Below are 10,487 nucleotides of genomic sequence, written 5' to 3' on the forward strand. Positions count from 1 at the left end.
CCGCTCAGTTTAGCGACGCGTCAGGACCGGTCCGGTCAACGGATGCTCGACCGGATGCGGGTTCGGCGCGAACCACGTGCCGACCTCGTCGCCGCCGAGAGCGGACTCGACGAGATCGATGCTCGTCACCAGCACCGCCACACCGGCGGCCGCAGCGAGCCGCGCCGCCGAAACCTTCGTCGCCGCTCCCCCGGTACCGACGCTGTTCACGACGACGGAACCGAATTCGTAGCCTGAGAGATCGTCGCCGTACGGCACCTCGGCGATCGGCCGCGCCCCGGGCTCGTCCGGCGGCCGCGTGTACAGGCAGGCGATGTCGCTGAGCAGCACGAGCGCGTCGGCGCTGATGAGCTGGGCAACGAGGGCGGCGAGACGGTCGTTGTCCCCGAAACGGATCTCGTGGGTGGCGACCGTGTCGTTCTCGTTGACGATCGGCAGGATGCGGAGGCCGAGAAGGCGCTCCATGGCCCGGCGGGCGTTGGAGCGGTGGGTCGGGTTCTCGAGGTCGCCCGCCGTCAGCAGCACCTGCCCCGCGACCACGGCGAAGGGGCGCAGAGCCTCCTGGTAGCGATACACGAGGATGTTCTGGCCCACCGCTGCGGCAGCCTGCTGCGTGGCCAGGTCGGAGGGCCGGGCGTCGAGCGCGAGGAACGGCATTCCGGTCGCGATCGCCCCCGACGAGACCAGGACGACCTCCGTGCCACGACCGTGCGCTGCGGCCAGTGCCTCGACGAGCGGCTGGATGTTCGCCGCGTTGTCGCCGCTGATCGACGACGAGCCCACCTTGACGACGAGGCGCCTGGCCGCGGGCAGGTCGGCACGCGAGCTCACGCTCACTCTTCGCCCTCGCGGATGCGCTCCGCCTCCAGCTCGGCGCGCGCGGCGGCCTTGGCGTCCATGCGCTCGTGGTAGCGCTCGCGGCGCTGGTTGGTCGTCCGGCGGCCGTCGAGGTTGAAGCGGGGGTCGGTGCCGCGAGGAGCCGTCATGAGCTCAGCGGCCGACGACAGCGACGGATGCCAGTCGAACACGACGCTGTCACCTTCGCCGATGACGACGGTCGCGCCAGGGGTCGCGCCGGCGCGGAACAGCTCGTCTTCGACGCCGAGCTTGTCGAGACGGTCGGCGAGGAAGCCGACGGCCTCTTCGTTCTGGAAGTCGGTCTGCTGCACCCACCGCACGGGCTTCTCGCCGAGAACGCGGTAGACAGGACCGTACGTGCCGCCCTCGACGCGCACCGAGAACTCCTTCTCGGAACCCTTGGGGCGAATGATGATGCGTTCGGGTGCGGGCTCGGCGGCGACCTCGGCACGGTGCTTCTCGACGATCTCGCCGAGCGCGAAGGTGAGCTCTCGCAAACCCGCGCGGCTGACCGTGGAGATCTCGAACACGCGGTAGCCGCGCTCCTCGAGATCGGGCCGCACCAGGTCGGCGAGATCACGCGCTTCTGGCACGTCGATCTTGTTCAGCGCGACGACCTGCGGGCGCTCCAGGAGCGGAACCTGGCCCTCCGGGACCTCGTAGGCGGCGAGTTCGGCGAGGATGACATCGAGATCGGACAACGGGTCGCGGCCGGGCTCCAGCGTGGCGCAGTCGAGCACGTGGACGAGTGCGGTGCAGCGTTCGACGTGACGCAGGAACTCGAGCCCCAGCCCACGACCGTCGCTCGCGCCCTCGATGAGCCCGGGCACGTCGGCGACCGTGAAGCGAACATCCCCCGCCTGCACGACACCGAGGTTCGGATGCAGGGTGGTGAACGGGTAGTCGGCGATCTTCGGGCGGGCGGCGGACACCGCGGCGATCAGGCTCGACTTGCCGGCAGAGGGATAGCCCACCAGCGCGACGTCGGCAACGGTCTTCAGCTCGAGACGGACGTCGCCTTCCCACCCCGGGGTGCCCAGCAGCGCGAAGCCCGGAGCCTTTCGCTTGGTGGTGGCCAGCGCCGCATTGCCGAGTCCCCCACGTCCGCCGGGCGCGACGACGAAGCGAATGCCGGGCTCGACCATGTCGGCCAGGACGGTGCCGTCCTCATCCTTCACGACGGTGCCGACCGGCACGGGCAACTCGACGGGCTCACCCATCGCACCGGAGCGGTTGTCGCCCATCCCGAAGCCGCCGTTCTCGGCGGTGCGGTGCGGCGAGTGGTGATACGACAGGAGCGTGGTCACCTGCGGGTCGGCGACGAGGATGATGTCTCCCCCGTTGCCGCCGTTGCCGCCGTCGGGGCCGGCAAGCGGCTTGAACTTCTCACGGCGCACCGACACGCAGCCGTTGCCGCCCTTGCCCGCGCGCAGGTGAAGCGTCACTCGATCGACGAACGTGACCATGGGTGCGCCCTCCTGGATATGAAGCGAGGGGCGGGCCGAAGCCCGCCCCTCGCCGACGTCTGCGTGTGCGGCGGATTACTCCGCGGCGCCCACGATGTTGACGACCTTGCGGCCGCCCTTGGTGCCGAACTGCACGGCGCCGGCCGACAGTGCGAACAGCGTGTCGTCGCCACCGCGGCCGACATTGGCGCCGGGGTGGAAGTGCGTGCCGCGCTGACGGACGATGATCTCGCCCGCGTTGACGACCTGGCCGCCGAAGCGCTTCACGCCGAGGCGCTGTGCGTTCGAGTCACGACCGTTACGAGTCGAGCTCGCGCCCTTTTTGTGTGCCATTTCTTCGCCTCTTCCTGGACTTACTTGATGCCGGTGACCTTGACGCGCGTGAGGTCCTGACGGTGACCCTGGCGCTTCTTGTAACCGGTCTTGTTCTTGAACTTCTGGATCACGATCTTCGGGCCGCGCTCCTCACCGAGGACCTCGGCGGTGACCGTCACCTTGGCGAGCTTCGCCGCGTCGGTCGTGACCGCGTCGCCGTCGACGAGCAGGACGGCCGGCAGCTCGAGGGTCTCGCCGATCTTCGCCTTCTGGCGGTCGAGAACGACGATCGTGCCGACCTCGACCTTTTCCTGCCGGCCGCCGGCGCGCACAACTGCGTAAACCACTTCACACCTGTTTCGTCTTGGGAGCGCTCGGCTCCGATTGTCTGGAGGGACTCCGCCAGGGGCGGAGAAGTCCGGTGATGCATCGACTCGCACATCGTCAAGCCGGGTGCCCAGCGATAGGGCGACGCACCAAAGGAAGAGTTTACCCGATCGAGGGCCGAGGTGGCAAAAGGAGCCGGAGCGCGTGTCGCGCGCACCCGCACGTCTTCTGCGGCGCCCTACGATCATCGGATGGCGATCCTCATCGACGACCCTCGTTGGCCCGCGCACGGTCGTCTGTGGTCGCATCTGATCAGCGACAGCGATCTCGATGAACTCCACGCCTTCGCCGCCGCCAACGGCATTCCCCGGCGGGGCTTCGATCTCGATCACTACGACGTCCCCGACGATGCGCACGAGCGCCTCGTGTCTGCCGGGGCGCACGCCGTCGACGGCCACACGCTCGTTCGCGCGTTGATCGCCTCAGGGCTGCGTGTCACCGCCCGCGAACGTCGCGGACGGTGACACCGGGCTCATTCGCCGTCGGGGACGTGGACGACGGGCGTGCCGGTGAGGGCCGCGGTGGTCACACGTCGACGTCCGCGGCCCTGTCCCGGGGCCTTCGGCTCGGGTAGCGCATCCAGGACGGAGTCGAGCAGCAGCTCCTTCTCCGACTTGGGCTTCGCCTCGTGGCGCGGCTTCTTGCGCTTGGCGCGCGGCCGCTCCTCTACCTGCTCGACGACCTCCACCGCTGCGACCGAGACCTCGACGTCGGAGACGATCGCCTCCTCGGAGCCCGGGTGGATCGTGGATGCGGCGATCTGAGCCAGAGCAGACTTCACGCCTGCCGTGATGACGTGCGCCTGGCCCGCCGGGGCCTGCGGCGGTGTGTTCTGCCGCGAGCGGCGCCCGTTGCCGGAGTTGCCGCCGTTGTTGCCGCCGCCGTTCCCGTTGCCCGCGCCTCCGCGGTGCTTGACGACAGGGTCGTGGTGGACGATGACGCCGCGCCCGGCGCACACCTCGCAGGCTTCACTGAAGGTCTCGAGCAAGCCGAGGCCCAGCTTCTTGCGGGTCATCTGTACGAGCCCGAGAGAGGTGACCTCGGCGACCTGGTGCTTCGTGCGGTCGCGACTCAGGCACTCGATCAGGCGGCGCAGCACGAGGTCGCGGTTGGACTCCAGCACCATGTCGATGAAGTCGACGACGATGATGCCGCCGATGTCGCGCAGGCGCAGCTGGCGGACGATCTCCTCCGCGGCCTCGAGGTTGTTCTTGGTGACGGTCTCCTCGAGGTTTCCGCCGGAGCCGACGAACTTCCCGGTATTGACGTCGACGACCGTCATGGCCTCCGTGCGGTCGATCACGAGCGAACCGCCGGAGGGCAGCCAGACCTTGCGGTCGAGCGCCTTCTCGATCTGTTCCGTGACGCGGAAGTCGTCGAACGGGTCTCCCCCGCCCTCGTACCGCTCGACACGCTCCAGAAGGTCGGGGGCGACGGCCTCGAGGTAACCCTCGATGGTGTGCTGCGCCTCCTCGCCCTGGATGAGCATCTTCGTGAAGTCCTCGTTGAACACGTCGCGCACGATCTTCACGAGCAGGTCGGGCTCGGAGTGCAGCAGCGCCGGGGCCTGAACCGACTCGTTCTGACGACTGATGTGCTCCCACTGTGCGGTGAGGCGCTGCACGTCGCGCGTCAGCTGCTCCTCGGTCGCGCCTTCGGCCGCGGTACGGACGATGACGCCGGCGGACTCCGGGAGCACTTCCTTGAGGATGCGCTTGAGGCGCGCACGCTCAGTGTCGGGCAGCTTGCGGGAGATGCCGTTCATCGCGCCCCCGGGCACGTACACGAGGTACCGGCCCGGCAGCGAGATCTGGCTGGTGAGGCGAGCACCCTTGTGCCCGACGGGGTCCTTCGTCACCTGCACGAGCACCTTGTCGCCGCTCTTGAGCGCGAGCTCGATGCGTCGCGGCTGGTTGCCGGTCTCCACCGCATCCCAGTCGACCTCGCCCGAGTAGAGGACGGCGTTGCGCCCACGACCGATGTCGACGAAGGCGGCTTCCATGCTCGGGAGCACGTTCTGCACGCGACCGAGGTAGACGTTACCGATGAGCGACGCGTCCTGGTTGCGGGCCACGTAGTGCTCGACGAGGACGTTGTCCTCGAGCACGGCGATCTGGATGCGGCCGTTCTTCGAGCGGACGACCATCACACGATCGACGGCCTCGCGGCGTGCGAGGAACTCCGCCTCCGTCACCACCGGGCGGCGCCGTCCGGCGTCACGACCGTCGCGACGGCGCTGCTTCTTGGCCTCGAGGCGGGTCGAACCCTTGATGCGCTGCGGCTCGGTGATGACTTCGACGGCCCGCTGACGCGGGGCGCGGGCGGATTCTGCACTGTCGGCGCTGTCGCGGTCGGATCCCCGTCGGCGACCGCGACGGCGGCTCGATGACGACGGGGCGTCCTCGTCCTCCGGCTCGGGAAGGGCGGGCAGCGCGACGACCTCGGGAGCGTAGAAGTGCAGCTGGGTGGAGACGGCCGACACGAAGACCTCGGGCAGCAGGCCCAGCGATACGGCCGTGACGGGACCGGGCTTCTCCGCGGGTTCCTCAGGCTTCTGTTCGACGACGGCGGCGGGCTCCTCGGCGGCGGCGACCGGCTCGTCGGATGCGGGCTCTGCCGCAGCCTCGGTCGGTTCATCCGTCGCGGAGTCGACAGGTGCGTCGTCAGCGGAGGGGGACGCATCGGCCGTCGCGTCCGGCGTCCCCGCCGGCTGCTCGGACACAGGTTCGGCCACCTCGTGCGCATCCGCATCCGCGTCGCCCACCGGCGCCGCATCCTCGGGCGCGGCGGGCGCGTCAACCGCGTCAGCGTCCTGCGGGAGCTCGCCCACCGCGGACTCCTCCGCCGTCGGGGCGGCCTCGTCCACGGGGAATGTCAGCTGTTCGTCGCTCTGCTCATTGCGATCATCGGACTGGTTTGCGTCATCGGCCTTCACCGGCGTACTCCTCACCGGGGCGACACCGCGCGTCGCCCGGCAAAATCTCGTGCGGCGCCGCACCTGCGGTGCCGTCGGCTCATTCGGTCTGCAGCCGGCACACGGCACGGGCTGCGCGGGCGGTCATTGCCCGAAGTCTGCGTCGATGACCCGCGCAGCGCGGCCGCGCAGAGCATCGAGAGCCATTATCGCACTTTCGGCGCCGATCCGCGTCAGGCGCGATGGCCGGCCCGTCGACACCCTCAGCGCGCGCATGAGAACGCGGTGCCATAATCCGAACATGTCCGACTCCCAGGCCCCCGCACGCCCGATCGCTCTGGCCGTGTGGCTCATGGTCGCCGGAGTCGTCGGCTGGATCGCAGCGTTCTCGCTCACGACCGAGCGCTTCCACCTCCTCGCCGACCCGAACGCCACCGCATCCTGTGATTTCAGTGTGCTGGTCCAGTGCACCGCCAACCTGCAGTCGTGGCAGGGCAGCGTGTTCGGATTCCCCAACCCGATTCTGGGACTGACCGGCTGGGTCGCGCCCATCGTGGTCGGCGCTGCCCTGCTCGCGGGCGCGCGCTTCAACCGCTGGTTCTGGCTGGCGTTCTGGGCCGGCATGGCCTTCGCCTTCGCCTTTGTCTGCTGGCTGATCGCGCAGAGCATCTTCTCGCTCGGAACTCTCTGCCCCTGGTGCATGGTCACCTGGTCGGTGACGATCCCCTCGTTCTTCGCGGTGACCCTGCACGTGGTGCGCAACGGCTCCGTCCCCGTGAGTGCGCGGGTTCGCGAGGTCGCGGGCTCCTTGGCGGCGTGGGTGCCGCTCATGGCGGTCGTGGCCTACGCGATCATCGCCGTGCTGGCCGAGACCCGCCTGCACGTGCTCGCCACGCTTGTCTGATCGGGGCGCTGTCCACAAGGGTTCCCGACGAACTTCTCCGGCTCGCTAGGGTGAGGGCGAGTCAGGGGAGGGAACTCGATGTCACTGGAAGCAGACAGCCTGGCCGCACTCGAAGCGGCGCGGATGCGAGTGATCGCACAGACGGAACGGGCCCGTACGGCGGCCCACGACGCGGCCCGCATGGCCGATGACGTCCGTGACGCGCGGGCGAGCGTCAACTCGGTCGGCCGCGAGGTGAGCGTCACCGCGCGAGCGGGTGGGGCGATCGAACAGGTCGACATCGCCGACGGGGCGTTCGATCTCGACGCCAGGACACTGTCGCGGCTGGTGACCGACACCGTGCGCGAGGCGCAGCGTGCCGCGGCGGAGTCCGCCCTGGCTCGCATGGCGGACTCGCTGGGGGCGGACTCGCCGCTTCTCGCACAGACGCGCGAGCAGGTGCAGGCCCAGTTCGGCGCCGGCACGGATCTGCGGTGACACCATGCTGGATCAGCTGACCGTCACCCCTATCCGCCTCGCGGACGCGGCCTCCAACATCCGCGACGCGGCGCAGGCCATCGACGACATCCTCGAACGGCTCGATGACGAAGCGAAGACGCTTCGCGCCGAGTGGTCCGGGGAGGCGCAGATCGCCTTCGACGCGTCGCGCCTGCGTTTCTCGGATGCGCTCGAGAGCCGCACGGAGGCCGTGCGCAAGATCTGCGCCGCGTTGTCTGCGCTCGCAGACGGCTATTCGCAGATCGACCTCGAGAGTGCGCGTGCGCTGGGAGCAGCATCATGACGGGGGCTGCGAACCAGCGGATCGTCCTGGACGGCGACATCCTCACATCCCAGGTGAACACGTTGCGTGAGGCGTCGAGCACCTTCTCTTCCGTGGCCGGCAAACTCGACTCCCCGCTGTCGGGCGACGCGTTCGGTCTGCTGAGCCAAGGCATCCTCGTGCCCGCGGTGCAGGCGCTCGCCGGTCGCTCTCGTGAACTGGTGAACACCGCACGCGAGCTGACCGAGAAGATGGCCGACGGCACCGACACCGCCCTCAAGGCCTTCTCGTCACTCGAAGAGGATGCGGCAGACGCGTTCAACAAGGGAGATGACTCGTGAGCGGCGCAACAGCCATCGCTGGCGAGATCCGCAGCGGAAGCTGGGCAGGCGGACTTCCCGCATCCGGGCCCGGCGGCGACGCCTGCGCGCAGATCCCGGGCTTCGCAGGGCTTCTGCTGCAGTACGTCCAGCCGTTGCGGGAGCTGTTCGACCAGCTCCTGGGCAACTCGGCCGAAGTGGCCGGGTTCGCGGCCAACTGGGAGGACTCCGCCAACGAGCTCGCACAGCTGGCCCCGCAGTTCACGAGCGCTCGCAACGCGCTCGCCGAACTGGACGGGCGCACCGTGCGTGCTCTGCGCGAGCGCTACGAAGATCTGTCGGTGATCGCGACGGATGCGGCGGAGTGGACGTCGGCGACCGCCGGTGCCCTCCGACTCGCCGCCCGCATCGTCGATGCCACGCGCTCGTTCGTCTGCGACCTGCTGGTGCGCCTGTCGCGCTTCGCGGACGAGCTGTTCTCCTTCACGCTCAACCCGTTCGAGGCGGCCGACCGGATCAAGAACTTCGCCGAGGCCGCCTACGAGCTCGTCGAGGCCGGCAGCCGCCTCGTCACAGATCTGCTCGAAGCGCTCTTCGCGCTCGCGTCCCTCATCCAGCGCCTCATGCCCCTGGTGGCCGAGGCCCTGGCCGAGCTGAAAGAGATCATCGCGCAGATGCTGCCCGCCATCGGCGGCACCATCGGGTCCGTTCTCGGAGCCGCCTTCGGCCCGCTGGGTCCGCTCGGGGGCAGTCTGGTGGGCTCCATCCTGGGCGGTGCCGGCGAGAACTTCCTCCAGAAGGACGCCGATGTCGAGGAGCTCGACCCGGCGAACATGACCGAGGAGCAGCGCAAGGCGTGGGAGGAGGCCCAGGACGTCCGCAAGCTGGACTCCCTCTCCGACCTCGTGTCGGTCAACGGGACGACCGATCGCATGGGCGGCGAGGATGCATCCGTCATCGATATCAAGCGTGTCGTCGGCCCGGACGGCAAGGAGCATTGGGTCGTCTCCCTGCCCTCCACGCAGGATTGGCAGCTGATGGGAGATACGGGCGCGCTCAACGATCGCGACTCGAACGTTGCACTGATGATGGACAATCCTGCGTTCAAGACCGTCTACGAGCGGGCTGTGCTGGAAGCCATGAAGGACGCGGGCATCTCCCCCGGCGACGACGTCGTGCTCACCGGGTTCAGCCAGGGCGGGATCATGGCGGCCAACCTCGCCTCGGACCCGACCTTCCCCTACAACACGGTCGGCGTCGTGACCAACGGGTCCCCGATCGACACGTTCAACATCCCGCCGAACATCCCCGTCTACGCGTTCCAACACGCCAACGACGCGGTGCCGATGCTCGACGGCAACGTGTCCGGCGCGACGGGGACGAACGTCAACCGCGTGATCCTGCCCCCGATGAGCAACCCCATCGAGGCGCACAACAACGACAACTACACCAATTCCGTGGCCGCATGGGAGGCGCAGTACCGCGAGATCTACGGCACGGCGCCTCCGGGACTCGACCTGCTCACGGGAGAGGTCGTCGAGCACAGTATGTTCACCGCATCCGAGGGCCGATGACACGGTTCACCATCGACGGCCGGTCGGACGGCCGCTGAGAGGGGGGCGCCATGCGCTCGAGGTTTCTCCGCCGCGTGACGGCGGCCATAGCAGCAGTCGTCGCCGTCCCCGCGGCGCTGACAGGGTGCTTCGCGGCGCCGGCGGCGGATTCGTCCTACGAGCAGAAGATCCCCGCGGCGCTGGAGTCCGCAGATCTCGGACTCTCCGACGTGTGGGCGAGCCGGAGCACGGACGGCTTCGCCGTCGTGCTCAATGTCGGCGGAACGTCCTCGCGCGAGGATGTGTCGCCGGACGACCTGCGGGAGATGCTCCAGATCATCCGGTCCAACAACACGCTCGGCGGCGACAAGCTGGACTTCTCGTTGCGCAACGCGGACGACAGCGCCTTCGTAGACCTAGACGGTCCGGCGCAGTCTCTCGGAGCGCCGGCACGCGTGAGTGCGAGCGACGGACCTCTGGGGATCGTGCTCGACTGGGACCAGGTGAACGGCATCATCGGCTGACCACGCCCACGACGAAGCCCGCCCCTCGCTGAAGGGGCGGGCTTCGTCGTGATGGTGAGAAGGTCAGCCGAACCAGATGCCGAGCTCGCGCGCGGCGGATTCGGGGCTGTCGCTGCCGTGCACCAGGTTCTGCTGCACCTTGAGACCCCAATCGCGGCCGAAGTCGCCGCGGATCGTGCCGGGAGCAGCGGTGGTCGGGTCTGTGGTGCCGGCGAGGGAACGGAAGCCCTCGATGACGCGGTCTCCGGCAAGGCGGATCGCTACCGACGGACCCGACATCATGAACTCGACGAGGGGCTCGTAGAACGGCTTGCCCTCGTGTTCGGCGTAGTGCTGTTCGAGGCGCCCCCGGTCGGGCTCGACCAGGCGCAGGTCGACGAGCGCGTATCCCTTCGCCTCGATACGGGCGAGGATGGCGCCGGTGAGCCCGCGGGCCACACCGTCCGGCTTGACGAGGACGAGGGTTTCTTCGATGGCCATGGTGGG

At 68.9% G+C, this 10,487-nt stretch carries 13 protein-coding genes; 7 read left to right on the plus strand and 6 right to left on the minus strand.

Annotation, left to right across the window (positions count from 1 at the left end):
* Positions 1 to 9 precede the first annotated feature (9 nt).
* From proB to rplU, 4 genes are all read right to left on the minus strand, one after another.
* Positions 10 to 837 (minus strand): glutamate 5-kinase, encoded by an 828-nt coding sequence (gene proB / locus SK224_RS10160; RefSeq protein ID WP_320434561.1) that lies wholly within the window; start codon positions 835 to 837, stop codon positions 10 to 12.
* Entirely contained in the window at positions 834 to 2,324 is a 1,491-nt protein-coding gene (gene obgE, locus SK224_RS10165; protein ID WP_320434562.1) for a GTPase ObgE, read from the minus strand. Before obgE ends, proB begins: the two co-directional genes overlap by 4 nt.
* 75 nt (positions 2,325 to 2,399) lie before the next feature.
* Complete coding sequence (rpmA, locus tag SK224_RS10170; RefSeq protein ID WP_137416800.1) at positions 2,400 to 2,657, minus strand: 50S ribosomal protein L27; 258 nt, start codon at positions 2,655 to 2,657, stop codon at positions 2,400 to 2,402.
* A gap of 20 nt (positions 2,658 to 2,677) precedes the next feature.
* Positions 2,678 to 2,986, minus strand: a complete 309-nt coding sequence (gene rplU, locus SK224_RS10175; RefSeq protein WP_320434563.1) for a 50S ribosomal protein L21 — start codon at positions 2,984 to 2,986, stop codon at positions 2,678 to 2,680.
* A gap of 231 nt (positions 2,987 to 3,217) precedes the next feature.
* On the opposite strand from rplU, the gene SK224_RS10180 reads away from it, so the two are divergent.
* Positions 3,218 to 3,490, plus strand: a complete 273-nt coding sequence (locus SK224_RS10180) for a DUF4031 domain-containing protein (RefSeq protein ID WP_320434564.1) — start codon at positions 3,218 to 3,220, stop codon at positions 3,488 to 3,490.
* A gap of 8 nt (positions 3,491 to 3,498) precedes the next feature.
* On the opposite strand, the gene SK224_RS10185 is transcribed toward SK224_RS10180, so the two are convergent.
* Positions 3,499 to 5,961: an Rne/Rng family ribonuclease gene (locus SK224_RS10185; RefSeq protein WP_413816778.1), complete on the minus strand. Its 2,463-nt coding sequence runs from the start codon at positions 5,959 to 5,961 to the stop codon at positions 3,499 to 3,501.
* 280 nt (positions 5,962 to 6,241) lie between these two features.
* Here SK224_RS10185 and SK224_RS10190 point away from each other — a divergent pair, with 280 nt between their 5' ends.
* The 6 genes from SK224_RS10190 (at position 6,242) to SK224_RS10215 (ending at position 10,001) form a co-directional block, all read left to right on the plus strand.
* Positions 6,242 to 6,844 (plus strand): vitamin K epoxide reductase family protein, encoded by a 603-nt coding sequence (locus SK224_RS10190; protein WP_320434565.1) that lies wholly within the window; start codon positions 6,242 to 6,244, stop codon positions 6,842 to 6,844.
* Between the two features lie 78 nt (positions 6,845 to 6,922).
* Positions 6,923 to 7,321, plus strand: coding sequence for a YbaB/EbfC family nucleoid-associated protein (locus SK224_RS10195; protein ID WP_320434566.1), 399 nt, complete (start codon positions 6,923 to 6,925; stop codon positions 7,319 to 7,321).
* 4 nt (positions 7,322 to 7,325) lie between these two features.
* The gene (locus SK224_RS10200; RefSeq protein WP_320434567.1) at positions 7,326 to 7,625 is read left to right on the plus strand and encodes a WXG100 family type VII secretion target; all 300 of its coding nucleotides are present in this window, start codon (positions 7,326 to 7,328) and stop codon (positions 7,623 to 7,625) included.
* Entirely contained in the window at positions 7,622 to 7,945 is a 324-nt protein-coding gene (locus SK224_RS10205; protein ID WP_320434568.1) for a hypothetical protein, read from the plus strand. The genes SK224_RS10200 and SK224_RS10205 overlap by 4 nt, the downstream gene beginning before the upstream one ends.
* A complete protein-coding gene (locus tag SK224_RS10210) occupies positions 7,942 to 9,498 on the plus strand; it encodes a hypothetical protein (protein WP_320434569.1) in 1,557 nt (518 codons plus the stop codon). Before SK224_RS10205 ends, SK224_RS10210 begins: the two co-directional genes overlap by 4 nt.
* A 50-nt stretch (positions 9,499 to 9,548) precedes the next feature.
* Positions 9,549 to 10,001 carry a hypothetical protein gene (locus tag SK224_RS10215; protein ID WP_320434570.1) on the plus strand — a complete coding sequence of 151 codons (453 nt, stop codon included), beginning with the start codon at positions 9,549 to 9,551 and terminating at the stop codon, positions 9,999 to 10,001.
* Between the two features lie 63 nt (positions 10,002 to 10,064).
* Here SK224_RS10215 and ndk read toward each other — a convergent pair whose 3' ends face one another.
* Complete coding sequence (gene ndk / locus SK224_RS10220) at positions 10,065 to 10,481, minus strand: nucleoside-diphosphate kinase (RefSeq protein WP_243228034.1); 417 nt, start codon at positions 10,479 to 10,481, stop codon at positions 10,065 to 10,067.
* Between the last annotated feature and the right edge of the window lie 6 nt (positions 10,482 to 10,487).

It is taken from the genome of Microbacterium sp. BG28, from assembly GCF_034044005.1.
GTDB lineage: Bacteria > Actinomycetota > Actinomycetes > Actinomycetales > Microbacteriaceae > Microbacterium.

What these genes read in the sequence shown, in the direction of transcription:
- SK224_RS10205 (WP_320434568.1), top strand. Translation starts at nt 7,622, where the DNA reads ATGACGGGGGCTGCGAACCAGCGGATCGTCCTGGACGGCGACATCCTC.
- SK224_RS10195 (WP_320434566.1), top strand. Translation starts at nt 6,923, where the DNA reads ATGTCACTGGAAGCAGACAGCCTGGCCGCACTCGAAGCGGCGCGGATG.
- SK224_RS10215 (WP_320434570.1), top strand. Translation starts at nt 9,549, where the DNA reads ATGCGCTCGAGGTTTCTCCGCCGCGTGACGGCGGCCATAGCAGCAGTC.
- SK224_RS10180 (WP_320434564.1), top strand. Translation starts at nt 3,218, where the DNA reads ATGGCGATCCTCATCGACGACCCTCGTTGGCCCGCGCACGGTCGTCTG.
- SK224_RS10200 (WP_320434567.1), top strand. Translation starts at nt 7,326, where the DNA reads ATGCTGGATCAGCTGACCGTCACCCCTATCCGCCTCGCGGACGCGGCC.
- rpmA (WP_137416800.1), bottom strand. Translation starts at nt 2,657, where the DNA reads ATGGCACACAAAAAGGGCGCGAGCTCGACTCGTAACGGTCGTGACTCG.
- ndk (WP_243228034.1), bottom strand. Translation starts at nt 10,481, where the DNA reads ATGGCCATCGAAGAAACCCTCGTCCTCGTCAAGCCGGACGGTGTGGCC.
- SK224_RS10190 (WP_320434565.1), top strand. Translation starts at nt 6,242, where the DNA reads ATGTCCGACTCCCAGGCCCCCGCACGCCCGATCGCTCTGGCCGTGTGG.
- obgE (WP_320434562.1), bottom strand. Translation starts at nt 2,324, where the DNA reads ATGGTCACGTTCGTCGATCGAGTGACGCTTCACCTGCGCGCGGGCAAG.